This is a genomic window from Lentilactobacillus hilgardii (assembly GCF_009832765.1).
Classification (GTDB): domain Bacteria; phylum Bacillota; class Bacilli; order Lactobacillales; family Lactobacillaceae; genus Lentilactobacillus; species Lentilactobacillus hilgardii.
Map to the genome: position 1 here is coordinate 546,380 of NZ_CP047121.1, position 24,249 is coordinate 570,628.

A 24,249-nucleotide genomic window follows, 5' to 3' on the forward strand; every position below is an offset into this window, starting at 1 on the left:
TGTGAAAGCGAGATAAATTAATGAAACATTTATTCTTTGATTTTGACGGTACGATTGCGGATTCAGAACGCGGAATTGTTAAATCAATCAAGTATTTTATTGAGAAGATGCATCTGCCTGAACTAACGGATGATCAATATAGAAAATTTATTGGCCCAGCACTCATTTCGTCAATTCGAAAGTTTTATCCTGATCTTTCTGAGGATGACGTTTTTAATGCACTTAAATATTATCAGGAATATTATCAAGATGACGGTATTTTTCAATTGAAAATTTACCCTGGCATTTTAGAAGAATTAGATGCTTTAAAAGGTGCCGGGTACCATTTACACATTGCATCGGCCAAACCGGAAGTCATGATCAATCGAATTAATGACCACTTTGAACTGGGACGGTATTTTGACGGAGAATTTGGCGCAACCAGTGATGAAAGAACGCGAATTACCAAATCAGCAATTTTGGCCTATGCATTAAAAGAAACCGGTGCAAATAAAACCAACAGTGTGATGATCGGTGATCGAAATACAGACATGCTTGGGGGCTACGAGAACCATGTTAAGACCCTGGGGGTAACATATGGCTTCGGCGATGTACCGGAACTTTCAGCAGCACATGCAAGTGCCATTATTAATCGACCGGAAGAAATTCACCATGGTGTCGAAAAATTGGTTGGTTAAACATTGATACTTTAAAACTGATGAATTGGAAATGTCGTAAAAATAATTAATATGAGCGACTTTTGAATGCTTTAACCAAAAAAATCACAAAACGTGGCACAAAAATAACGCCAGAGCTTAAGAGCATGGCGTTACTTTTGTGCCACGTTTTAATTTGGTCATAATTGTGATTACAAATCAGATGTTGAGAATAAGGATGGTTTGTAACCCGGCCTCGATATGATGTAGAAATCGATTGCTTGACGTGTCGCGTGAAAAGCAGATCTTACGGCTTAATATATGAATAACCCTGTTCCTGTAATGCAATCAAATCAGCGACACCTGCCGGAACAATCTCAACGTTGTCCGGCAGATCTTTTGCTGCAATACCGTGGCTTTTCATCGCGTTTTTGCAAGCGTGAAACCGAACAAATTCTTTACCGAGGTTTTTAACGGCTTTTCGACCGGTCGTCATTAAATATCCCATAATGCCATCACCATTGACCAAAACCGTCACTTGATAATCTTCACCCTCACTATTGCCGTAATCAAGTAAGTTTTTAATATTTCCCATTGTATGGGACCATTTCTCAGCTTCATCAATATGGAAAACAACCTTATGCATTTGCTTCCTCCCTTGCTAACTTTCCGGTATCAAAGGCTTCTTTAAATAGTTGGTAGTCCTTATGAACCTGCTTGGCATAATCATTTGACCAAGTGACCAAACTATTTGCTAATTTTTTCTTTTTACCTATATAACCATGGATGATGCCGGCAGTTGGACTTTGTGCGTGTCCCCGGGCAAGCAACAGAGCACAAATCTTAGCATAATTAGCGAAATCTTCTTCATCCATTTTTTCGAGATTAACAGATTCTTTCATATCCCAAAACTGACGTACATAAAAACTTCTGCCGGTGTCTTCATTATGGTAAAAGCCTAGGAAAGGATCGGATGCCCGCTGTAATACCTGTTGGCAGGTAATGATTCTTTCACCGTTGTCCGGGCCGCTTTGACTATATTTGGTTGTGACATCGAACCCTTGAAACCGACGGGTCTGTAGTGCTTCTTTAATTTGTAAAACAAGGTGGCTGCCGTCAATGGCAGTTAGTAAAACTAAATAGCAGCGGGTACCAAAGCTGCCGACACCGACGCTGTGTCTCACAATATCGCTAATATGGAATTGTGAAAGAAGAACCGCAACATCAGGACTGACGGTTTGAAGGTATTTCTGGAGATGGTCCACAATTTGGCCGTAACGCTTTTTTGAAACGTGGACGGTTTTAGGTGGATTTTCGCGGAAAACAAGGTGACCTTGAGTATCAATGGTGGTAAATTTCTTAACCACTTTTTCTGAATCACGCGAGACGGCACTATTTTTAATCTTTTCCCAGAGCTTTGGCAACGAATTGCCATCTGCTTCGGCTTTCAGGAAGCTTTCAACTTCAGTAGAAAAATAGTAACGTTCCAATGCACTGTGATCATCAAAACATTGACTAAGGATTTCCTGGTAGGTTTCAACGGCTGCTTTTTCAATGCTTGAAATTTTGTCATGGGAAAGTCCAAGTTGTTCGCCTGCCAGAATAACGCTGACTAACAATCTGCGAATATCCCAGTCCCACGCTCCAATTGTGGACTCATCAAAATCATTGAGGTCGAAAAGCAGCTTTCTTTCCGGTGAGGCATAAAAGCCAAAATTACCAATGTGTGCGTCACCTGAAATGACGACCGGAATGTTTGATGATTCTTGATTTGACAGGTCATAAGCCATTAGTTCATCTGTTCCTCTAAAAAATGAAAAGGGGGATGCAGCTAACCGCTTATGGCGAAGTGGGAGTAGTTCCGAGATCAATTTGCTCTCAACATGCTCAATCCCTGATACCACATCTCTGTTTACTTGTCTAAACTGTGCCAGTTTTTCAAAAGGTACTTTGTCTCGAACATCATGGCCCATATGAATCAGCTCATTAACAGTTTTATTGATTCGAATTTCACTTAAATCGTAGCGTAAGCTTGAAACCTGCTGCGCTGATGACGAAGGTTGTTTATTTTGCATCAATGGTCTTTCCTTTCGGGTATTTAGCTTCATTGTGGCTGAGTGACAGGCAGCAGTCAAGAAAAGTGGTAATTTGCGTTTGGAACTTGCATTGACAGGCTCTGTGTTACAATACCATTAATGAGTTATTTTGGAGATTTTATCTATGAAAAAAATTTATTGGGAAAGCATTGAAATTAATCATCAGACATTTTATTTTACCGTGACTGACAAGGGCTTGAATTTTGTTTCCAGTCCGCATCGGCATATTTCTGAAATCTTTGATTTCTATCCTAACAATCGATATCAATATCAGTTTATGTACAATGAAACAATTACCGGAATTTATCTTGATGAGTTCAAAGAATACTTTGATAAAAAGCGGAAGACTTTCGATATACCGCTGGATTTTAGCGAAATTCATAATGAACTCGAATTACAGGTATTGGATGCGCTTCGCCAAATTCCTTATGGTGAGACGGTTACTTATAAGCAATTGGCCGAAACAATTGGTAGGCCAAGGGCGATCCGAGCGGTTGCCAGTGCCGTTGCCAAAAATCCATTCTTAATTGTTATCCCTTGTCATCGTGTCATTCGGTCTAACGGCGAAATAGGCGAATACCGGGGTGGTGCGGATGCAAAAGAGTCCCTTCTCAAGTTTGAGAAAGAACCCCTTGCAAAGGAACCATTAATTAAAAAGCTGCCATTACCACGTCTTAGTCAACTAGGTAAACCTGATCTTTAATGAGGTCAAATGGTTTGTGGTGGGCGTTTAACTTCTTGGCGGCCTCCGGTTCGATAATGTGAGCCTGCTGCCAGAAAGCTTTAGAATCTGTTGCACCGTTTCTTTCGCCGATGACGATCAATTTAAGATCGTGGTCGGCTTTTCGTATCGCGTTAAGAACGTCGAGATCGACTGATTCTTTATCCGGAGCCCAACTCATTATAACGTATTTAACCTTGTCCTGATATTTTTCAATTGCCGAAACGGCATCTAGTTTTTCGATCTGCGTAACTTGATGCTTACCGGTTTGATTTTCGGAAAGCCACTCAAGGCTGTCAGTTGGATAGGCCTTGACGTTAAGATCCTGAAGACCCTTTGAGATGTAGCCGTTGCCGGCCATGATTTCCAAGACAGCTTCGTGATCAATGTAAGCGGCTAAGCTCTTAACGAATGGCCCTGAGATATATGCCCACATACCGTATTGTTCTTCCAAATAGTCACGATAGGAGCGGAGGGCTTTATCTAATTTTGGCAATGCATCGCTTAACTGGTTCCAAAGCTTATCGCCTTCCGGATCATCCCGATCGAAGCGTTGATTGATTGCTTTAAAAATCTGATCTTGAATGTCTTCGGGGAGAAGTAATTCCGGCAGTTCCTGAGGTAGTAATTTAGACTTGATAAGGTGGTCACTTTCGAGTACATTATTAATTAAAAACTTGACATCGGGAAAATCGGAAAACAACTCGCGATACCGCTTCATTTGTGAAATGTAGTCGGATTCTGGGGAAACTTGATGTTTACGATTTTTTAAAAGTTTCTTTTTTTGTTTATTTGTTAGCATATTGTCTCCTAGTCATATTTAAGATTCGAGGGTTGATTAAACAGTGACTTTTGCTCAAAAAATATTCACCATTTGGGTGATCCTGTTAATAGGACTAATTTTTGCAATTATTCAAAAAAATAAAGCGCAAATTGCATTTTGTGCATTTGCGTGGGCTGGATTTACGATTTCGACTTTTATCGGTGTATTTTTAATGATCGGTAAATAAAAGAATAGTCCTTTAATGATTACTTTTATCCATCCCTAAATCCAACTCTTCTTGTTTCATCGTTGGTGCAGGCGGTTGGGTTCGACCTGTTTTACCGTGAATGTATCCGGAAATTAATTGATAGATTTCATATCGATCCGATGAATCCAAATTTTGTCCATTGAATTGAAGAGATTTATCCGAGATGAACAGTCGTGCCAAATCATAAGTACTATTTTCAGTGAGGCCGGTTAAATAATCCATCGTGACATTGAAAAATGAGGCTAATTTCTGAACCTCTACGTATGAAGGAGTTCTGACACCGCGTTCCCAGTTTCCAATTTGTGAAGGTGTGTTCTGATGCTCCTCATCTGTTGGAAACTGTTCGTTAAGTAGTTGGGCTAATTGCGGAAGTGTCAGGTGTTTTCCACGCCGCAGTGCTCTAAGTCGTTCTGGAAACATTATTATCACCGTCCTATTCATTACTTATTATTATACTGCATTTTGTATAAGTGTGCGGAGCAAAGCGGTTAGCATTCGGAGTCCTGCACGGTCTTATCTTAAATAATCAAACTAAATCAATGGTGGTCGTTTATAAAATGAAAAAACGAACAAAAATCATAATTGCCTGTGCCTCTCTCGTGACGGTTGTTGCTGCGGGATTATTTGGTGCCGGTCTTTATTTTTATAAAGTTGCAGTGGTTCCCGCACCTAAGTCATTTTTAAGTAAATCACAAAAAATCAAGCCGGACAGTCCTCTGTATCCGGCTCACCAATGGTATCAAAGCGTTCATAAACAGCGTTGGCATGAACTATCGGCAACACGGCATTTAAAGCTTGATGCCAACTATATTGCGGCTGATAAGCCGACTAATAAAACGGCTGTCGTTGCGCATGGGTTTATGGGAAATAAAGATCAGATGTTTCAATACGCCTATATGTTTCATAACTTAGGATATAATGTATTGCTACCGGATGCCCGTGGGCATGGCGACAGCCAGGGGAATTATATCGGTTATGGTTGGCCGGATCGTTTGGATTATGTTAAATGGATTAAAAAGGTCATCACAAGAAAGGGGGCAGATTCCAGAATTGTTGTTTTTGGTACCAGTATGGGTGGTGCGACAACAATGATGGTAAGTGGCGTTAAAGATGTTCCCAAACAAGTTGAAGCCTACATTGAGGATTGTGGTTATACGGATGTGTATAGCGAAATTTCCTATCAGGCAAAACAATTGTATAACCTACCGAAATTTCCGTTGGTTGGTATTGTGAGTGCGATTAACAGGGTTAAGAACGGTTATACGTTTAAAGAGGCAAGTGCTTTGAATCAGGTTAAGAAGAATCGACGACCGATGTTATTTATTCATGGCGCTCATGACCACTTTGTTCCTACCCGCATGGTATACCCACTCTATAAAGCAGATAAGGGGCCAAAAGAACTGTTGATTGTGCCAGGAAAGGGTCATGCCAGATCTTATCAAAACCATCCAAAACTTTATACGGATACCGTTAAGAAGTTTTTAGAACGTTATCTCAAATAGATTAAAGAATATGTTAGACTAACTATAGAACTATTTTAGAAGGGAGGTTTGGTCTTGATCTATGTCATTCTAGGCATTATTGCCTGTATTATCGGCGTGATCAGTGGTGTTTCGCTTCAGAAAAAACGGTATGCTGCTGAGATTGCAAAAGCACACCAAGAAGCAAGTAAACTGCTGGATCGTGCCAGAGTTAAAGCACAAAAGGAAACTGAAAAGATAAACGAAGCTTCCGATCGGCAGACTTCTGATTATAAAGAATCAATTGAAGAGGAACTTGACAGTTACCAGGCGGATAATGCGACCCGCCAGATCAGAATCAACCAGCGTGAGAACGGGCTGACACAAACTGCGACGAGGCTTGATCAAGTTCATCAGGATCTTTCAAAACGAAATAATGAGTTATCGGAATTAAAACAATCGATTGCCGATCTTAAAAAACAAGCTGTTGATTTGTCAAAAGAGCGCGTTGAAACACTTGAGAAGCGCGGCGATTTAACAAGCGCGCAAGCTAAAGACCAAATCTTTGATCAACTGAGCCAGGATTTAATGCGCGAAAAAGATATTGAATTGCGTTATCAACAGGATGAGGCAGCTGTAAATGCACCTAAAATTGCCAAAATCATGGCTGTTGACGCCATTCAACGTGGACCGGTTGATATGCCGCGAGAGCATACGGAACACACAGTTCAAATTTATGATAACAGTACGAAGCAGAAGCTGGTTGGCCGGGATGGTCAAAATATTCGTTATATTGAAACCTTAACGGGTGTGGACTTGGTATTTGACCCGGATGATGGGTCTTTACTCCATGTGGTTACAGCTGATCCAATCAGACGTGAAATTGCTAAAATGGCGATTACCAATTTGACAGTTTCAAAGCAAATTAATGTGCAGTCAATTGAACATCAGGTTCAAGCAGCTCAAACGGATGTGATGAATGATATCCGAAAGACGGGGGAGCAAACTGTCAGTTCATTGCATATCGGATGGATGCATCCAGATCTAATTAAGATTATTGGTCGATTAAAATATCGAACAAGTTACGGTCAAAACGTGTTGAATCATTCCGTGGAAGTAGCGGATATTGCCGGTTTATTAGCAGCTGAACTTGGATTAAACGTTAAATTGGCCAAACGGGCAGGCCTACTGCATGATATTGGTAAGGCAATTGACCGTGAAGTTGATGGCACCCATGTTGAGTTGGGTGTTAAGATTGCGGAAACTTTTGAAGAAGATCCACAAGTTATTAATTCAATTGCTTCTCATCATGGAGATGTTGATGTTACCACACCAATTGCTCACTTGGTTGCTGCCGGAGATTCAATTTCAGGTGGTCGTCCAGGTGCCAGAAGTGAGTCTGTTGAAGAGTATGTTAACCGCCTAAAGAGTCTTGAAAGAATTGCAAGCAGCAAGCGTGGTGTTCGAGAAAGTTATGCCATTCAAGCCGGCCGTGAAATTCGAATTATGGTTGATCCAAGAAAAGTAAATGATCAACAAAATGCAGAGTTGGCTAATCAGGTTAAAGATGAAATCGAAGACGAGCTCACATATCCGGGAAAAATTAAAGTGACTTCAATTCGTGATTTCAAGGCAGTGGCTTTTGTTGGCGTTGAGAAGAAAAAAGCGCATCGAGCAAATGATGGAAAAAATCATAAGCCTAAAAAGGCTAAAAGTAATGCTTGAAATTAATTAAGAAAAATAGTTTAAAAATCAGTGTTGTAATAGACTAATAAAATCCGGTATTGAATATGATTCAAACAATCATATTCAATACCGGATTTTATTATATGTCCTTATAATTGGGATCTATATGAAACAAATAATAGCAAACACGAAACTATTTATTTCCTTGCTTCAATTTTAAAGTTACCTCGATTTAAAATTGAAGTGCAACACCTGCTCTACTAGACCAGTTCTTTATTCAGACTAGTCAAAAAGGCCATGAAGACCTATTCTTAATTCACCACAAACAAGAAAGAGGTATCTTCATGACCCGAATTAAGAATATCATATCTAATCAGTATCACCAACTCAATTTAGCTGAACGTGGTCGAATTGAATCCCTAAGGGACTTAGATTGGTCTATCCGCCGGATTGCCCAGGCCCTTCATCGTAATCCCAGCACGATTTCACGTGAATTAAAACGTGGGACAACGACACAGATTAACGCTAGTACTCATATCTTTGAACAGTCATATCTGGCAGAAACTGGTGAAGCAATTTATCGTAAGCACCGACTAAATAGCTGTTATCGTGGACTCTTTGATCATTGTCAAACCTTCTGTAATGCTTTGGTGACAGCTTTAAAAGCGCGTCCCAGGATGCATAGTGTGGATACTTTTGTCCACCAATTCAAGACTGATCACCCAAGGCTTGTCTGCCCCTCAACACCGACGGTGTACCGGTATATTGATGACCAGCGTTTAGCTATCCGCAATTCAGACCTACCAGCTAAACTACGTCGCCGGATTAAATGCCCCGGGGCAAAGCATCATCGAATCAATAAGAAAAATCTGGGCCATTCAATCGAAGAGCGTCCCGCCATGGTTCAAGCGCGTCAAGAGCTTGGACACTGGGAAGGTGACTTGGTCAAAGGCAAACGGGTTGAATCTGAGCCAGCATTAATGACTTTGACTGAACGTGTTAGTCGCTTAGAGATCATCGTTAAACTTCCCAATTATCATGCCGACACTTGCTTGAAAGCCCTCCAGAATACCTTATATGACTATGGAACCGAGCACTTTAAAACCATTACTTTTGATAATGGTGCTGAGTTCTCAAGCTTGAGTCAAGTCAAGGGAACTGACATCTACTTTGCCCATCCTTATTCACCATGGGAACGTGGAACCAATGAGAACACTAACGGCCTTTTGCGCGAGTTCTTCCCGAAGGGCAGATCCTTGGCTTCGGCCTCACTCATTGACATTCAGCTGGCTCAAGATACCTTAAACAACCGGCTACGGCGGTCATTGAACTATCGCTGCCCAGCCGATCTAATGCCTGAACTAGCTTAGCAACTAGACCACTTCTAAGAATAGATTCTTAGTGTTGCACTTGATTTGACAATTGAGGAATTTTAAAGTTATGATTATTAGTCGCTTTTACTACGGGATGTTCTTGTAAATATTCTAAAATAATTTGGCTGATTGTCATGTCACAGGAAGCAACGATTTTGTCTTTTGTATACATAGGATAGTGACCACCGCCATTTGCTCTGTAACGGTTTAAGGTAACGAATAAGACCTGATCGTCTGTAATATCTTTGCCGTGATATTTTAGTTTGGTTACGCGGTGCCCCACAGGATTAGCGATATTTAGCGTATATTCAATTCCTTCATACATATCGTAATTATAAAAACGTTCTTTAGGAAACATAAATTGCTCGTTAACGACTACCTCACCATGCTTAACATCAAAATATTTAGCGGTTACTTCCAATGCTGCCCGGAGATCGGCGCCGGAAATTTTTGATTTGACCAGTGTGTTTGGGTAAACGTAATTTGTAATGATATTTCTCATGGTGATGGGGCTTTCAAAACCATGTGCTTCATTATTATACAGAGCAGTGGCAGAAATATCGGTTCCCATTTTGCTCATTTGAATTTTTTGAATAAATTCGATGAAGGCAGATTCTTTAATTCGGGCATGGAAAGGATCGTTAAAAGTCAAATCCCCCTCAATATGGGAAAGGGGTTTATCAAGCCAATGTTGTAGATGTGCTGACAGAGGTGCGATTTGTTTGGCGATTTCTTGATCCGGTTCACTATCTGCAACGCTCAATAATTCTGAACTGTGACGCGTGATCTTTTTGGTTGAGTTTGATAAATCAAAAGAAATCTTTCCAACAAATTCACCACGGGATCCGGGTTGAATAATCGGCACTTTAAAAAGTTCACTGGCAATTTTACGATGCTGATGCCCGGAAATAAAACCGTCAATGCCTTTGATATTCTTTAAAATATCATATCCGCGATTCTCACCGGGATTGATGTCATTCCAGTTACCGGTATGGTCCCGCTCAAATCCACCGTGATAAACAACAATGACGACATCGGCCTTTTCTCTTAGTTCAGGTAAATAGCGTTTGCACGCAGATAATTCGGAGATCAGGTTGAAGTCGTTTAAGTCATTAACATTCTTCCATTTTTTCGTGCTTGTGGTTGTTAGTCCGAGGAATCCGATTTTAACACCGGAAATAGTTAAAATGGTATATGGATTGGTTAGCAGCGGTTCATTATCATGATCCACGATGTTTGCACAAACAAATTGCCTACCGGAATGGTTCATCACAAAATTGAGGTAGTCCAAACCATAGTCAAACTCATGGTTGCCAATACTGCCAATCTGATAACCAACTTGGTTGTAAGCGTTGATAAATGATGCTTTGTCGACTTCATCAGCTCGCTTGGCAACGTAATCGGCCATGGGCGAACCTTGAAGAAAATCCCCGTTATCAATCAGGATGACTTTTTCATCTTGATGTTGGTTAATATATCGTTTAATTGTCGAACTTGCTTTTTCTAGACCAAAAGGCTTGTTTGCATTTGAATCCACATAATTAGTGGGTTCAATAAAGCCATGTGTATCACTGGTCGCTAAGAGGGTAATTTTCATTATTTTCACCTGCAAAGTCAATGTATACCGTCAAGTATAATCAATTGACAGTACTTTGTAAACGTCAGATTAATGGGATAAGAGTGCACTAAGAAGCGGTTAGATTCCAGAGTACAAGTCTTTAAATCAGATAGTCCGGGTTTGACTATTTGATTTAAAGACTTGTGCGGCCGGGATCTGCTTCTTAGTGCACGGTTTCAAGCGTTGCCTTATCCCTGTTCCATATAGACCATTTGGTCTGTCGTAACGCTTTGATTCAACTGATCGGAGATGGTTCGGGAGATCTCCTTATCTCGAAATGCCGAGGCAACGTAGGAATACTCGTATTGAAATGCTTGAATCAACAGTTGATTTCTTAAATCATCCGAGCTGTCTGATGAGTCGATTCTGGCATGACGAAAGTTATAGCCATTCCTAACAAATGCAATTGACGGTGCATTTGTTTCGTTTTCAATATCATCAAGGAATTTATTAACATGTTGGTAAACAGTGTCTTCAACGATTTTCCTGATCGCTACCTTTTTGTCGAATAGTTTTTGATTTAATTCCGGGCTGAATCTTGATGCGACAGACTGCATATTTCGCTTGATTTTGCGGGTCCTTTTGTTCGGAAAGCGAACACGGAATAGAAATTGAAGTTTAGTGAGAAAGCCGCCACGTTGACCGGGTGTCATCATCATTCGTCGGGAAATTTGGTTTGCGACATTTTGAGGGATTTTACCGGCCGTTAGTAAACCTGTGATTGCATCAATTTCAACCTTGTGAGTCTGGTTCATAATGTCGTTGATCTGTGTTTTATCAATATTTCCGCCCTGCTTTTGGCTCGCAAGCATATCAATAACATAATTTCTATCTGCTAGGGGAACACTTTCCTGGACCTTAACTTGCGAAATGCTGTAGTTGACCATTTCAGTACGATAATGATTGAAAGAGGATTGGTCGTCATCTTTTTTTCGGGGCAGCATATTTGGCAATATAAATGCCGGAACTACTAAGCTGAGGAGGATGACAATGGTTGCGACAAATATGATTTCATTTCGATAAGGGAAAGCGTGCCCTGAGAGGGTTAGTGGTAATGAAAGAGCCATGGAAAGTGTAATTGTTCCATGAACGCCGCCAATGGCAATTAGAAAAGCTTCTTTCATTGTTGAGGGCTGGTCTCGGTTGAGCCTGATAAAGTTGAGCTTTGCCCAAAGGAATCGGACAATTCCCATTAAGAGGTAGATAGCAAATGCAAGGCCTGCCAGCTCAATTGTTAAAGTAGATGATAAGGGAATGATGTTTGAAATGACGGTCGGTAGCGTGACACCCAGTAGCACAAAGACAATGCCATTTAGCAAATTACTGACAATCGACCAGGTGGCACCTGTTACCAAACGGACATTGGTCGTTGTCAGCTTTAGGCGACTCTGGTTTAAGCCATAGACGATTCCTGCCGCAACAACCGCTAAGATACCGGAGCAGCCCAAGTGCTCTGAAATGAGATATATTGCAAATGGCGTCATTAAGCTGAAAGGAACAATGACGCTGGATGTATCCATAGATTTATTAACAAGGAAGGTTTGCAGTTTAACAAAGGCCAAGCCGGCAATTAACCCGATGATGAGACCACCAAAAAAGCTGATAATAAAATTAATTAATCCTTTTGAAAAAGAAAATTGGCCTGTTAGAAAAGATGAGAGGGCTAAATTGAACACAACGATACCAGATGCATCATTGAACAGTGATTCGCTTTCAAGAACAGTCGACACATTTTCCGGAAGTGAAACACCCTCGGTGATGGATGAAAACGCCAGCGAGTCGGTTGGTGTCACAATTGCTGCTAAGGCAAAACAGAGACTCAGCGGGATGATAGCCATCATTGTGTGTGCGAAAGTACCGATAATCACGGCTGTTAGAATTGCCAAGTAGACGGCCATTGACATAATGTGGTGAAAAGCATTTCCAAGATGTGAGACATCTGTATTGCGACCATCATTGAACATGAGTGGCGCAATGATACCAACCATGAAAAATTCGGGGTATAGTGTATAATCCCTAAAAATAGGAAGTAATGTGAGTAAGAACCCGCAAGCAATTTGGTAAAAGGTGAGCGGTATCTTTGGAAAAACAGTGTAAACCATATTGGAAATAATTGTCGCAACAATTAACAGTGCGACTAAATAAAAAGCTTCCATAATTCAATCCCCCAGTTTGTTTCAATAAACTTATTATAACGGAAAAGGTGCTGAAAGAGGGTTTCGAAATTTCACAAATTTGTTTACAAAAAGTAAGTAACGGTATTGACAAAAGGTTTCACTGTGTTAATATATTACGTGAAGGATGTATTTAGGTTTCATTTCTGTTACAAACTAGGGGGGATTGTAATGTTAAATCTATATGTCGCACAAAGTAGTGCATCAAGTAGGAAAGCACGTGCATGGTTAAAGAGCCACAACATCGCCTTTAAGGAAAGAAACATCAATTCCAATCCTCTGAACGCCGATGAAGTAAAGCAAATCTTACGTTTAACCGAAAATGGAAGTGAAGATATCATTTCCACCAGATCTAATGTCTATAAGAAGTTAAATATAGATATGGATAATCTTTCGGTATCTCAGCTAATTGATTTATTGGTTAAGTACCCGGATTTGATTAAACGACCAATTATTTTTGATGATCATCGACTAGAGGTTGGTTTTAATGAAGAAGAGATCAGAAGATTTCTTCCTAGAAGTGTTCGTGAAGCTGAGCTTCGGGAACTTGAATCACAAATCAGCTAGTTTAAATAATAACAGTTAAGTTATACGGATAAATTTAGAAGTTGAGGTAAATATTACCCCAACTTCTTTTTTTGTTTGTGAAATTACATTGGAAATGTAATCAAATTAGGTGCATACTTGGCTGATTAATATAATTATTAAATAAATTATCCGGAACAATTTTGTAATTGATCTAGCATTTATGAAAAGTTCTGTGTAAGATATTGTCAAAGGGTTGTTTTTCCTATTTAGTTTCTTTAGAATAAACGTCGTTATTACTATCAGAGGGGGAACTCTAGCAGTGATTAAAATGGTTGCGTTGGATTTGGATGGGACGTTGCTGACAAGTGACAAAAACATTTCCAAAACTAATGAGAATATATTGAAACAGATTCATGATAATGGTATTAAGGTGGTCCTTTGTACCGGTAGACCAATTAATGCAATTTGGCCGTATATTGAACAATTGGGGTTAACTGGTGAAGATGATTACACGATCACTTTCAACGGGGCATTGGTTGTTCATAACAACGACAAAAAGGAATTATTTAAGAGGGGGATGGCCAAAGCGGATTTTGAATCGTTACATAAATTTGCACGTGAAGTTTATGCACCGCTGGATATTCTGAATTTTGAACGTGTCTATTCGATTTCTGATTTGAAACCGTCAATGTACCAACAACAATTTAAAGGAAACATCGAATTTGTTTCCAGAAGTTTTGCAGATTTGGATGAAAATGATTTGTATTCCAAGGGAATTGTGTGTGACAAGCCGGATTTACTTGATGATTTCAGTAATGACCTGCCGGTTCGAATTAGTAAGCAATATCATATCGTTCGGTCACAGCCGCAGATTATGGAATTCTTAGCACCGAAGATGGATAAGACGGTTGGGTTAAAAGCGTTACTTAAACATTTTGGCTGGAACTTTTCCAACCTTATGGCCTTTGGAGATTCTCAAAATGATCTCGGAATGATCGCCCATGCTCAAATCGGAGTTGCTATGAAGAACGGGACAGACGAAGTTCGGGCAATTAGTAGTGTGATTGCCGGTAATAATGACGATAATGGTGTGGGGAATTATTTGAAAAGCTTTTTCTCCATTCGATAAAAGCGAAGCAGCCATTGTTGCGTGGTCACCTATAGTTAATCAAAAAACGACTGCCAATCGTTATGACGATGGCAGTCGTTTTAAGTGTAGAACCTACTTTAAATTAGTGTTTACTGAATAATCCGGTTAAGTGAGTCATAAATGCATTTAAGTAAGCATCTACATCAGCGTTGACCGCAACTTTAACATTTGGATTTGGATCAGACAAGCGGGCAGGATCACCTGTTGTTCGACCGTAATACTTTTCATCGGTTGTGACGTACATGTTTAAACTGATTGTTTGAACAAAGTCGGGATTAATCGCAACGCCAACCGCAAATGGATCATGAAGCGCACAACCGTGAAGATCAGGGCTTGTGACTTCATATGCTTTAATATAATAATCTACAATATCGGCGAAGGCTTCACCTGATTTAGTACCCAGGTCACGCCACTGTTGCGTTTCTTTTTTAGTTAACAGGGTTCTTAAAGTGACGTCGAGACCAACTTGGGTAAGTGGGGCCTTGCGGAAAACGTTGTTGGCAGCTGATGCATCTTGCTGAATATTTGCTTCAGCGACATTGGTTACATTTCCCGGAACGGTAACCGCACCACCCATTAAAGTAATGTTGCCGATTTCTTTTGTAATTTCGGGTGCCTTTTTAATAGCAGCATCTAAATTGGTAAGTGGACCGGTCGGCACAAGGATTAGGTCCTTACCGTATTTCTTGACAGCATCAATAAAGAAGTCGATTGCGTCGCCTGTTTCAGGCTTGCGGGAAGGATCCGGCAGGTCAACATCGCCAATACCGTTTTCACCGTGAATTTGAGCACTGACAGGCATTCTGTCAAAGTGGTCACTTTCTGATGAATGTGAAAGTCCCTGATAGACCGGAACGTCAGTAGCACCAAGTAATTCAAGAATTTTAAGTGAATTTTGAACGCCGTCTTCAACGTATACGTTTCCATATGAACCAATGATACCGATTAAATCAACATCCGGATCCGCAACTGCGTAGGCAATTGCCATTGCATCGTCGATACCGGTATCAAGATCAAGAATCATTTTTTTCTGGGCCATTAAAACTACCTCCATAATGTTGTAATATCAAGGATGAAAACCCTTTACTTAATCATAACCGAAAACGGACTATAACTCAATTTTTGACTTGGGATCACCCTGAATTTTTATCAGTTCGATTGACCAACCACAGAGCGTTTTTTGTTCGTGGGTTACAGCCGCCACTGCGTATCGTGAAACAAGTTATTGAGAATAATTTTAGCACGTAACTTGAATCTATTATCATCGTAAGTTACGCTAAATAGTAATACTTATAGGAAAGATGTATTTTAGATGAAATTTGAAAATAAAAAAATAGGTCGAAACTTTTTCTCGTTGATCTGGACAGGTGTGCGACGAAATTACGACAACCTTGATAATTTAGACGACAGCATCGCCAAACGACTTGGAGGCAAGGAAAACGAAAGCCCGGTGGAGATTCATCTGTCACGAATGTTTTCTGAAGTTTTTCAAAAACATAGTAAGGATGAAGCAGATCGGTTGTTTATTGTGGGCACCCGATCGACAACACCAAGTCTACGAAAGGTTTCCAGTCGACCGGTAAAGCCGTGGTTCTTTTCCAGAATTTTCTTTGTGTTGGCAGTCAGTTTTGCAATGTTGATGTTATTACTGTTTCTTTTTAAAAGCAATAAGGCAATTCCTGGTTTGATCTTTATTGGATCTTTGGCGGTACCTTTTTCGTTAATGATGATGTTTTTTGAGATTAACGTTTATCAAAACATATCGGTTCTTCAAGTTCTGACGACTTTTTTGGTGGGGGGGATTCTTTCATTGCTGGTAACAATGACATTTTATCTGATGCTGCCGATTCGAACCGATGTCAGTATTGAATCCGCACTGATTGTTGGTGTCGTTGAAGAACTTGCAAAATGCGTGGTTGTGATTCTCTTTATCAACTCATACAAACTGAATTACATATTTAATGGTGTTTTAATTGGAGCGGCCGTTGGTGCAGGTTTTTCGGTGTTTGAAAGTTCGGGCTATGTTAGTCAGTATGGATTGATGACGATTTTGACGAGAAGTTTTCAAGCAGTTGGAACCCATACAATTTGGGCGGCCATTATGGGCGGTGCAATTATTTTAGGGAAAGCTCGGAAAAAGCCGTTTACGATTCGGGATTTCTTTACAAATCCTAAATTCTACGTATTCTTTTTAATCACTGTCATTCTGCACACATTTTGGGATTGGGACATTCCAAATACAGGATTGAACGTCTCGATTATGCAGGAAATTCTTGACGTGGTTGTGGGTTGGTTCTTAATATATATAATGATTGATGCTGGACTACGTGAAGTGAAAACATTACAAGGGCAGCGTATCATCATTCCAAAAGCGAAAAAAACAAAGAAACGAAAACCAGAGAAAAATAATTCAAAAAAGCGTTAGTAGAAGTGAAAGGGCACAGCCCGGTTGGGTGTTGTGGATTGAATTAACCTGACGGTATTAGGAGGAAGTAAACAAATGGTTTCAGATAATGCAACTTATGATATTACCATTATTGGAGGAGGCCCGGCGGGAATGTTTGCCGGGTTTTACGCTGGCCTTAGGAATGCTAAAGTGCAACTTATTGAAAGCCTAACCGAACTTGGTGGCCAAGCCAGTGCATTATACCCGGAGAAGACGATCTTAGACGTTGCTGGCTACCCTATGATCAAGGCAAGGAACTTGGTTGAACAACTTGAAGAACAGCTTAAAACGGTTGAGACGGACGTTAAATTGAATCAGACCGTTAATGATATCAAAAAAACGACTAACGGTTATCAACTCATCACAAATCAGGAAACGACATTCACCAAAGCGATTATTATTGCGACTGGGGTGGGGGCTTTTAATCCCCGTAAACTGGCTGTTGAGAACAGTGCTGATTTTGAAGGGCAACATTTATTTTACAGTGTCAAAAACCTGAACCAATTCAAAAATCAAACAATTTTAGTAGCCGGGGGCGGTGACTCGGCAATTGATGAAGCGTTACTATTGGAACAAGTCGCAAAAAAAGTGTTTCTGTTGCATAGACGGGATAAATTCCGGGCGATGGAACACAGTGTTGATCAATTAAAGGCGTCATCAATCGAAACCGTGACACCTTACTTGATTAAACAACTCACCAAAACTGATAATGGACAAGTCGTTATTAAGGCAAAGAAAATGAAGTCTGAAGAGTTTACCGAGTTGACAGTTGATAAAATTGTTGTTAATTATGGATTTATTGCGCAGGATGATGCGCTAAATGCATGGGAGGTTCATCCCGAAATCAAGCGGGGCACGATTAACGTTCGGCCGAATGGTCAAACAAATTTGGAAAATGTATTTGCGATTGGGGATGTTTCCAAGTATGAAGGCAAGGAACCACTGATTTCGACAGCTTTTGGTGAAGCACCGGTTGCAGTGAATGCAATTATGCAGGCACTTTATCCGGATAGAAGGGGACCATTGCATAGTACGGCAATGCATAAATCGTAAATCGATGTTTGACGTGGATTATTATTAACAAAAAGGACCGTTAGAATGAGGAAATTTCCTTTCTAACGGTCCTTTGTTTTGCGTTGGCCAAATCGGCATTATTATTCAGACCAATGTGCGTCTAAAGATCATAAGTTGATTTTGAACAATTTTAAGTCATTTTCGTTTTTTCTTTTTTACTATCGGCTTAGGCTGACCAGTTTGCTCCTGCAATGTTTTTTGCATTTGTGTGACTTGTTTTGACAGATGTTCAACCTGCCTGGTGAGGTGTTTTAAAGATTTATCCCGTTCGTCTTCAGCGTCTTGATTAGTGAAGAATCCGGTAATTGTTGAGGTTAATAAACCAAGAAAACCGATTCCGCCAAGCATTAGAAGTGAAGCAACGATCTTTCCACCTGCAGTATGAGGCGTTTCATCACCATAACCAACCGTTGTCGCAGTTGTAATTGCCCACCATAGGGCTTCTTGAAGTGAAACATGCTCAAACGAGGCAAACACCAAAGAGCTGCCGATCAGGATCACCAAACTAATCGAAAACAGGTAAATGAACCCAGTATCATAAAGGAAGCGGTGAAGGCCATTAGTAAACTTTCCGGTCCATCCCAATTTCCACAGCAGATTATATTCGCGGACAATGGTAAATATTCTTGCTATTCGGAAAAGTGCAAATATTGGATGTGAAGGAATTAACGCAATTAAATCAAATAAGTTTGAAATTAAAAAATCTTTTTTTGACTTTGCGAGCTTAAAACGAATCAGGTAATCAATTAAGAAGAAAATCCAAATTAATGAGAAAATGATGCGATAAACACCATGTTTTAAAGTAATGATGTTGGTAACTGCCAAAACAACAAGTGCAAATGAAGCCAGTGCTAACAGTACAACTAAAATGTTGTACAGTAGAATTCTGCCCCACTCAGTTTGTTGGTTCTGTTTTTTCACGATACCTCATCCCCGTTTGTTTAGGATTATCATTACTGTGAGTACTAAGTGCTTGGATTCGCACACTATCTTAGGACTGCTCCTCTAAGCAGTACCGCTCCATATAAGGGATCAACTTGAAAAATCCAAATTCGGGATTTCCCAAATTGACGCCTTATATTCCGGGTACTAACCGCTTAGCTTCGCACACTATCTTAGGGCTGCTACTCAAAGCAACGTTCAAGGGATCCATTTCAAAAATCCAACCCCGGGATTTCCGAAATGAACGCCTTACACTTCGAACGTTAACCGCTTTGATCCGCACACTTTTTCTAGGACTGCTACTCAAAGCAGTACCACTCCATATAAGGGATCAACTTGAAAAATCCAAATTCGGGATTTCCCAAATTGACGCCTTATATTCCGGGTACTAACCGCTTAGCTCCGCACACTTTTTTACCTGCTACTATCATTATTACTTGCATCCGGGTTCGTAATCTTGATTCGGTTGGAATCAGTTGATTTATGATGGATTTCCGGTGCGTCTGTGAAGTAGTCTTTGAAGGTATTTCCCTGTTCTGAATAAAGGCTTGTTGATTTCTTGCCGCGTTTCTTAGCTATTAATTTTTCCTTTTGATAACCGTTGGCGTAATTGTATTTACGTGGATCAACAGTTTCAAATCCCTTCGGATGATAGAAACGCAACAAATTCTTTTCGTTTAATGAATCTGATAAGGATAACTCTTTGTCGACACGTTCCTTGTCCTTATCAACCTGCTTTTGCTGCCGCTTAGTCAATTTCAACAATTGCCCGGTTTTATTTGAATAAATATCACCACTGACAGAAGTAAATGCAGGGCTAACCCAATCTTGGTTTCTGAATGCTACAACTTGATCATGGTGTTTGGAGAAAACATCCGTGCCAAATTGGACATAGCGTTTTGTACTAATACCCAGCAAGTGCATTAAAGTTGGTAAAACATCAATTTCACCGGCATACTTATTGGAGACATATCCATGTTTCATCCCGGGAATGTTAATGATCAGTGGCACTCGCTGCAGCTGAGCATTATCATAGTCGTCCCAATCATCAGGGTTCTTTCCCAAAGCCTTTGCCAGGTTTTTATTTTCAGAATCAGAGATGCCGTAATGATCGCCATAAAGCAAGATTAAGGAATGTTTTAGCAATCCTGTCTTTTTGAGATATCTGTAAAATTCGTGAATTGATTGATCAAGATAATGCGCAGTCACAAAGTAATTGTCAACGACATCGTCTCCGGTATTGGTGGTCTTAAATCGCGTATCTTCTTTATCCAAATCATAAGGGAAGTGATTGGTAACAGTAATATATTTTGCATAAAAAGGCTGCTGTAGATTCTGGAGATATTTAACAGAATCTCTAAACAATAATTTATCCTTTAAGCCGTAGCCCATTGAACGGTCACCCGATGTGTCGTAATAGCTGGCATCGAAGAAATATTGATAACCCATTTCTTTATACACATTGTTTCGGTTCCAGAAGCTGGCAACATTTCCATGAAAGACGGCGCTTGTGTAATCTCGTCGTTGTTTCAAAATTGCCGGTGCGGCTTGGAATGTGTTATCACTGCCGAGCTGAGCAAACAATGATCCCTGAGGAAGGCCATAAGTGCTTGTTTCGAGCATGTTTTCGGCATCGGAGGTCTTGCCTTGGCCGACTTGGTGGAAGAAGTTTCTAAATGAATAGGAGGATTGACTCTTGTAAAGTTTATTTAGGAACGGTGTTACTTCTTGACCATTAACCTTTTTACCAATGAGGAACTGTTGGAAACTTTCCAGATGAAGAATAATCACGTTTTTCCCCTTTGCAATACCGTAGTACTTTTTATTAGGCTTTGCATAGTGAGCACGGGTGAACTTCAAGACGTCTCCCAACTCCGATTTAGTAGCTGTTGCCCGTAAATCATTGGTGTGCTGGGACTTAATGCCGTCATAAACTGTAAAAGCATCCAAGCCAAGGTACTTAACAATATAGGTACGGTCGAACGTTCGGGTTAAAAGTTGGGGACGATCCATTTCTCCAAGTGAGAGATTGACTGCAAAAAATAACAATGAAAATGAAGTGACCGCCAAACCGATGCGACGATTAAGCGGACGATGATCGATTTTGATTTTTTTAGTGACCATTAAAATAATAATTACAACTAGATCAATCCAGTAAATAAAGTCATGGAAATTTGTGAGGGCTAAGGAACTGCCACTTAGTCCCTGATTGACTTTAGAATAGCCGGTCATGGTGCTGACGGTCATAAAGTCGGTGAATTCCCGAAAATAGATAACGTTTAAATACAGTAAAACCGTATTTAAGATTGAAATAATAATGGCAACCGGGTAGAAAATACGACTTTTCTTAAAATAAAGGGCGATTCCCAGTAGCAGTCCAGTAGTTGCCAGTGGATTGATGAGAACAATAAAAAATTGAAAGGGATTGGTGATGCCCAGTCGGAAATCGACAAAGTAGGCAAACATCGTCTTTACCCAGAAACAAATGACAAGTAATAAGAGAAATCCTTTGCGGGTACTGCATTTTGCAAGGATTGAATTAACATATTTCAAGACGCGGCTCCTTCGATAATACATACTTGTTTTATAGTATCAGATAAATGTAAAGAAAAAAGGGTGGGGAGAATAATTTGGCGGAAAGTTAAAGATTTAAGATAGTGTGCGTATCAAAGCGGTTAGCACCCGGAGTATAAGGCGTCAATTGGGGGAATCCTGCATTTGGATTTTTCGAATTGATCCCTTATATGGAGTGGTGCTGCTTAGAGGAGCAGTCCTAAGATAGTGTGCGTATCAAAGCGGTACAGCTTAGAGGAGCAGTCCCGCATCAAGTACGCTGTATCACCTTCAACAAAATTCTATCCTCGTTTAACTGATAAATTGTTATACTTAGGGTATCAAAGGCAAAGGATGTGTAAGCATGACTAAATTTACTTTGTATATGGTTCGTCATGGGCAAACCTATTTTAATATCTATAATAAACTTCAAGGTTGGAGTAACTCACCATTAACCAAGAAGGGTATTCAAAACGCTGTTGATACGGGTGAGAAACTGAGGAATGTTAAATTTGTTGCCGCATATTGCAGTGATACGACACGAGCAGAGGAAACAACAAAAGAGATTTTGAAACGTAATGTTGCATCGGATGTTAAGCAACCTACAACCTCACCATTTTTCCGTGAGGAGTTCTATGGCTATTTTGAAGGTAATGATATGGATCAGGCTTGGTATCTGGCAGGTGCGCCACATGGGCTTCCAACATTTAAATCAATTGTTGAAAAATATTCGATTGGAAAAGCCAAAGACTATTTAAAAGAAGCAGATCCGTTCCATCAGGCTGAGAATAATGAAGAATATTGGCAGCGTCTTGACCAGGGATTGGCATTAATTAAGAACAATCCAACGATTAAAGATGGCGACAACGTTTTGTTAATCAGCCATGGAAATACCTTGTTAAGTTTAGTTGAACGATTCGGTGATGGACAGTTTGACGTTACGGAACGACCGGCCAATGGTAGCTTGACCAAGCTACAGTTTGACGGGGATGATGTCACTGTTACGGATTATAATGTGCAGTCTTAATATGAGTGGAGAAAATGGTAGAAGTAAAGAAAACTAATCAATTAAACCGGGTTTACCAAGATGCCCAAGCAATTCGAAAATCGGTCTTTGTTAAAGAGCAGGGAATTGATGAAACACTTGAATTTGATGGGACGGACGGTGATGCAACTCATTATGTAGCTTACGACCAACATCGGCCGGTGGCAACTGCCAGAGCCACTGTGACCGGTGAGGGTGTGCATATTCAAAGGGTTGCTACATTAAAGATGTATCGTCATAAAGGATTTGCCAAACAGTTGCTGGAAGCCATCCTGAATGATCCAAAATATAAAGGTGAAACTAATTTTTATCTTGGTGCACAGGAAACGGCAAAGGGACTGTATGAAACGCTGGGATTCAAGCAATATGGCGACCCATTTATGGAAGTCGGTATTAAGCACGTGAATATGAAAAAGAGTGTGCGAAACTAAGCGGTTAAACCAAATTACAAAGGATAGTATAAAGGCGTGGTTCAAGAGAAAATCTTGACCACGCTTAATTTATTGTACGGGGATTATAAGATCGAGTATATAGGCAAAATTTTTGCCAACACAAGTGAATGGCAAAGGCGGATCCAAACGATAGTAACCAAGTGCCCGTATATAAGACAAGTGCCCCGATAAGCAGGTGATTAATAACCAGATTTTTGCCGAATACATACCAGAGCAGGTAAGACCAAAAAACATTCGATAAGAAGGCTTTATAGGCAAATTCGGCCAGAATATGAATGACTTTATTAATAGTTGAGTGATTATCAATTTGAAAGATTCCCAAGGTTGAAATCAAGCTGATGACAGACAAGTCATAAAGAATCATTGATGGTTTATAGTAAGGGGCATTCGTTAATTTAACGGGAAGACCGAATTCAAATAATTCATGGTTGATCCAGTAGAAGCTTCCCAGAAAGATAAGGCAAACGATTGGCCACCATGCCCGAAAAAACCTGTTCACTGTTTTTCGGTATTGCCATGCCAGAACACCTAACACACCATAGATAAAAAAACTTAAGAAGAGGCGATCCAGCAGGTACCAATTCATCATGTGCGGACCGTGGAAAACTTCAGTGTCATAAAACGAGATCCAAAGCAAATAACCAGCGATTGATACAATAGCAGTAAGTGAGCCGCGACGTGAATTCGAACCGCACCAGCGGCCTATCAGCCACATTAACGGCATTAAAAGAATAAACTGCAGCATCATTGTGTTGTACCAAAGATGAGGAGCAGCATTACCGTTAATAAATTGCCAAATAAGCGAACTAATATTGTGATAATGATGTCCCTGTTGAAGTTCCGGCGTGATAAATAGATAAATGGTCGTCCATAGAATAGTCGGAATAAATAAACTGTGCCATTGTTGTTTTAAGTAATGTCTGTAGGTGATAGGAGTTGCGATTGTTTTGCGGGCAGTCGTGTATAGGATGCCAAATATAAAGGCCGGTGCCGTAAACTTGATTAAGTTGTATGTCATACCAATACCAATTTGATTAGTTGCGGAAGGGATAGTCGTTAGAACAAACATAAGGATGGTTTGTAACATAACAGCCGTACACGCAAACAATTTTAGATAATCACCAATATCGGTAACTTGAGTCGTTTCTTCCATGGTTAAATTCCTCGCTAAAAATGATGTTTGAATCTATTTTAGTAGTTAAGGGTAAGCAATGACAAGGTTGAATTGGCAATAAGCCAAAAAGAAAGGCCAGCATCTTTTATGC

22 protein-coding genes are annotated in these 24,249 nt (G+C 40.1%); 12 read left to right on the plus strand and 10 right to left on the minus strand.

The genetic code is table 11. From position 1 onward, the window contains the following. The first annotated feature begins 20 nt into the window (after positions 1-20). Positions 21-677: an HAD hydrolase-like protein gene (locus GQR93_RS02475; protein WP_003552013.1), complete on the plus strand. Its 657-nt coding sequence runs from the start codon at positions 21-23 to the stop codon at positions 675-677. A gap of 265 nt (positions 678-942) precedes the next feature. On the opposite strand, the gene GQR93_RS02480 is transcribed toward GQR93_RS02475, so the two are convergent. Continuing rightward, positions 943-1,281 (minus strand): DsrE family protein, encoded by a 339-nt coding sequence (locus GQR93_RS02480; RefSeq protein WP_003552015.1) that lies wholly within the window; start codon positions 1,279-1,281, stop codon positions 943-945. Continuing rightward, positions 1,274-2,710: a DUF2252 domain-containing protein gene (locus GQR93_RS02485; protein WP_225430384.1), complete on the minus strand. Its 1,437-nt coding sequence runs from the start codon at positions 2,708-2,710 to the stop codon at positions 1,274-1,276. The genes GQR93_RS02480 and GQR93_RS02485 overlap by 8 nt, the downstream gene beginning before the upstream one ends. 145 nt (positions 2,711-2,855) lie before the next feature. Here GQR93_RS02485 and GQR93_RS02490 point away from each other — a divergent pair, with 145 nt between their 5' ends. Continuing rightward, positions 2,856-3,434 (plus strand): methylated-DNA--[protein]-cysteine S-methyltransferase, encoded by a 579-nt coding sequence (locus GQR93_RS02490; protein ID WP_003552019.1) that lies wholly within the window; start codon positions 2,856-2,858, stop codon positions 3,432-3,434. Here the strand turns inward: GQR93_RS02490 and GQR93_RS02495 are convergent. Beyond that, positions 3,406-4,254 carry a hypothetical protein gene (locus GQR93_RS02495; RefSeq protein WP_003552027.1) on the minus strand — a complete coding sequence of 283 codons (849 nt, stop codon included), beginning with the start codon at positions 4,252-4,254 and terminating at the stop codon, positions 3,406-3,408. The two genes, GQR93_RS02490 and GQR93_RS02495, sit on opposite strands and share 29 nt — an antisense overlap. A gap of 220 nt (positions 4,255-4,474) precedes the next feature. Beyond that, on the minus strand, positions 4,475-4,903 hold the full coding sequence (locus GQR93_RS02500; RefSeq protein WP_187117503.1) for a helix-turn-helix domain-containing protein: 429 nt from the start codon (positions 4,901-4,903) through the stop codon (positions 4,475-4,477). Positions 4,904-5,040: 137 nt separating this feature from the next. Between GQR93_RS02500 and GQR93_RS02505 the strand changes: the two genes are divergently transcribed. The 3 genes from GQR93_RS02505 to GQR93_RS02515 all read left to right on the plus strand — a co-directional run bounded on the left by GQR93_RS02505 (position 5,041) and on the right by GQR93_RS02515 (position 8,999). Then, on the plus strand, positions 5,041-5,985 hold the full coding sequence (locus GQR93_RS02505) for an alpha/beta hydrolase (RefSeq protein WP_187117504.1): 945 nt from the start codon (positions 5,041-5,043) through the stop codon (positions 5,983-5,985). 54 nt (positions 5,986-6,039) lie between these two features. Next, complete coding sequence (gene rny, locus GQR93_RS02510) at positions 6,040-7,668, plus strand: ribonuclease Y (protein ID WP_003552037.1); 1,629 nt, start codon at positions 6,040-6,042, stop codon at positions 7,666-7,668. A gap of 305 nt (positions 7,669-7,973) precedes the next feature. Next, complete coding sequence (locus GQR93_RS02515; protein WP_010619295.1) at positions 7,974-8,999, plus strand: IS30 family transposase; 1,026 nt, start codon at positions 7,974-7,976, stop codon at positions 8,997-8,999. Between the two features lie 28 nt (positions 9,000-9,027). Here GQR93_RS02515 and GQR93_RS02520 read toward each other — a convergent pair whose 3' ends face one another. After that, positions 9,028-10,599: a bifunctional metallophosphatase/5'-nucleotidase gene (locus tag GQR93_RS02520; protein ID WP_159298634.1), complete on the minus strand. Its 1,572-nt coding sequence runs from the start codon at positions 10,597-10,599 to the stop codon at positions 9,028-9,030. Between the two features lie 209 nt (positions 10,600-10,808). Beyond that, positions 10,809-12,776, minus strand: coding sequence for a cation:proton antiporter (locus GQR93_RS02525; RefSeq protein WP_003552042.1), 1,968 nt, complete (start codon positions 12,774-12,776; stop codon positions 10,809-10,811). 189 nt (positions 12,777-12,965) lie between these two features. Here GQR93_RS02525 and spx point away from each other — a divergent pair, with 189 nt between their 5' ends. Together spx and GQR93_RS02535 are read left to right on the plus strand one after the other, a co-directional pair. Further along, positions 12,966-13,361, plus strand: a complete 396-nt coding sequence (spx, locus tag GQR93_RS02530) for a transcriptional regulator Spx (protein WP_003557539.1) — start codon at positions 12,966-12,968, stop codon at positions 13,359-13,361. 289 nt (positions 13,362-13,650) lie between these two features. After that, positions 13,651-14,451, plus strand: coding sequence for a Cof-type HAD-IIB family hydrolase (locus GQR93_RS02535; protein WP_003552047.1), 801 nt, complete (start codon positions 13,651-13,653; stop codon positions 14,449-14,451). Positions 14,452-14,554: 103 nt separating this feature from the next. On the opposite strand, the gene GQR93_RS02540 is transcribed toward GQR93_RS02535, so the two are convergent. Then, entirely contained in the window at positions 14,555-15,511 is a 957-nt protein-coding gene (locus GQR93_RS02540) for a nucleoside hydrolase (protein WP_035444299.1), read from the minus strand. Between the two features lie 273 nt (positions 15,512-15,784). On the opposite strand from GQR93_RS02540, the gene GQR93_RS02545 reads away from it, so the two are divergent. Continuing rightward, positions 15,785-16,897, plus strand: a complete 1,113-nt coding sequence (locus GQR93_RS02545; RefSeq protein WP_003552050.1) for a PrsW family intramembrane metalloprotease — start codon at positions 15,785-15,787, stop codon at positions 16,895-16,897. 75 nt (positions 16,898-16,972) lie between these two features. Next, a complete protein-coding gene (locus GQR93_RS02550; protein WP_003552052.1) occupies positions 16,973-17,971 on the plus strand; it encodes an NAD(P)/FAD-dependent oxidoreductase in 999 nt (332 codons plus the stop codon). A 156-nt stretch (positions 17,972-18,127) separates the two neighbouring features. Here the strand turns inward: GQR93_RS02550 and GQR93_RS02555 are convergent, their stop codons facing one another. Then, positions 18,128-18,913 (minus strand): potassium channel family protein, encoded by a 786-nt coding sequence (locus tag GQR93_RS02555; RefSeq protein ID WP_003552054.1) that lies wholly within the window; start codon positions 18,911-18,913, stop codon positions 18,128-18,130. A gap of 116 nt (positions 18,914-19,029) precedes the next feature. Between GQR93_RS02555 and GQR93_RS02560 the strand changes: the two genes are divergently transcribed. Then, the gene (locus GQR93_RS02560) at positions 19,030-19,326 is read left to right on the plus strand and encodes a hypothetical protein (RefSeq protein ID WP_147605454.1); all 297 of its coding nucleotides are present in this window, start codon (positions 19,030-19,032) and stop codon (positions 19,324-19,326) included. 22 nt (positions 19,327-19,348) lie between these two features. Here the strand turns inward: GQR93_RS02560 and GQR93_RS02565 are convergent, their stop codons facing one another. Next, on the minus strand, positions 19,349-21,487 hold the full coding sequence (locus tag GQR93_RS02565; RefSeq protein ID WP_003552057.1) for an LTA synthase family protein: 2,139 nt from the start codon (positions 21,485-21,487) through the stop codon (positions 19,349-19,351). Between the two features lie 364 nt (positions 21,488-21,851). Between GQR93_RS02565 and GQR93_RS02570 the strand changes: the two genes are divergently transcribed. Together GQR93_RS02570 and GQR93_RS02575 are read left to right on the plus strand one after the other, a co-directional pair. Then, positions 21,852-22,514 (plus strand): histidine phosphatase family protein, encoded by a 663-nt coding sequence (locus tag GQR93_RS02570; RefSeq protein ID WP_003552059.1) that lies wholly within the window; start codon positions 21,852-21,854, stop codon positions 22,512-22,514. Between the two features lie 14 nt (positions 22,515-22,528). Further along, positions 22,529-22,963: a GNAT family N-acetyltransferase gene (locus GQR93_RS02575; protein ID WP_003552062.1), complete on the plus strand. Its 435-nt coding sequence runs from the start codon at positions 22,529-22,531 to the stop codon at positions 22,961-22,963. Positions 22,964-23,027: 64 nt separating this feature from the next. Here GQR93_RS02575 and GQR93_RS02580 read toward each other — a convergent pair whose 3' ends face one another. Next, entirely contained in the window at positions 23,028-24,137 is a 1,110-nt protein-coding gene (locus GQR93_RS02580) for an acyltransferase family protein (protein ID WP_003552063.1), read from the minus strand. Between the last annotated feature and the right edge of the window lie 112 nt (positions 24,138-24,249).

What these genes read in the sequence shown, in the direction of transcription:
- GQR93_RS02505 (WP_187117504.1), top strand. Translation starts at nt 5,041, where the DNA reads ATGAAAAAACGAACAAAAATCATAATTGCCTGTGCCTCTCTCGTGACG.
- GQR93_RS02540 (WP_035444299.1), bottom strand. Translation starts at nt 15,511, where the DNA reads ATGGCCCAGAAAAAAATGATTCTTGATCTTGATACCGGTATCGACGAT.
- GQR93_RS02495 (WP_003552027.1), bottom strand. Translation starts at nt 4,254, where the DNA reads ATGCTAACAAATAAACAAAAAAAGAAACTTTTAAAAAATCGTAAACAT.
- GQR93_RS02550 (WP_003552052.1), top strand. Translation starts at nt 16,973, where the DNA reads ATGGTTTCAGATAATGCAACTTATGATATTACCATTATTGGAGGAGGC.
- GQR93_RS02500 (WP_187117503.1), bottom strand. Translation starts at nt 4,903, where the DNA reads ATGTTTCCAGAACGACTTAGAGCACTGCGGCGTGGAAAACACCTGACA.
- GQR93_RS02485 (WP_225430384.1), bottom strand. Translation starts at nt 2,710, where the DNA reads ATGCAAAATAAACAACCTTCGTCATCAGCGCAGCAGGTTTCAAGCTTA.
- GQR93_RS02515 (WP_010619295.1), top strand. Translation starts at nt 7,974, where the DNA reads ATGACCCGAATTAAGAATATCATATCTAATCAGTATCACCAACTCAAT.
- GQR93_RS02480 (WP_003552015.1), bottom strand. Translation starts at nt 1,281, where the DNA reads ATGCATAAGGTTGTTTTCCATATTGATGAAGCTGAGAAATGGTCCCAT.
- GQR93_RS02580 (WP_003552063.1), bottom strand. Translation starts at nt 24,137, where the DNA reads ATGGAAGAAACGACTCAAGTTACCGATATTGGTGATTATCTAAAATTG.
- GQR93_RS02535 (WP_003552047.1), top strand. Translation starts at nt 13,651, where the DNA reads ATGGTTGCGTTGGATTTGGATGGGACGTTGCTGACAAGTGACAAAAAC.
- GQR93_RS02575 (WP_003552062.1), top strand. Translation starts at nt 22,529, where the DNA reads ATGGTAGAAGTAAAGAAAACTAATCAATTAAACCGGGTTTACCAAGAT.
- GQR93_RS02520 (WP_159298634.1), bottom strand. Translation starts at nt 10,599, where the DNA reads ATGAAAATTACCCTCTTAGCGACCAGTGATACACATGGCTTTATTGAA.
- GQR93_RS02570 (WP_003552059.1), top strand. Translation starts at nt 21,852, where the DNA reads ATGACTAAATTTACTTTGTATATGGTTCGTCATGGGCAAACCTATTTT.
- GQR93_RS02475 (WP_003552013.1), top strand. Translation starts at nt 21, where the DNA reads ATGAAACATTTATTCTTTGATTTTGACGGTACGATTGCGGATTCAGAA.
- GQR93_RS02525 (WP_003552042.1), bottom strand. Translation starts at nt 12,776, where the DNA reads ATGGAAGCTTTTTATTTAGTCGCACTGTTAATTGTTGCGACAATTATT.
- spx (WP_003557539.1), top strand. Translation starts at nt 12,966, where the DNA reads ATGTTAAATCTATATGTCGCACAAAGTAGTGCATCAAGTAGGAAAGCA.
- GQR93_RS02490 (WP_003552019.1), top strand. Translation starts at nt 2,856, where the DNA reads ATGAAAAAAATTTATTGGGAAAGCATTGAAATTAATCATCAGACATTT.
- GQR93_RS02545 (WP_003552050.1), top strand. Translation starts at nt 15,785, where the DNA reads ATGAAATTTGAAAATAAAAAAATAGGTCGAAACTTTTTCTCGTTGATC.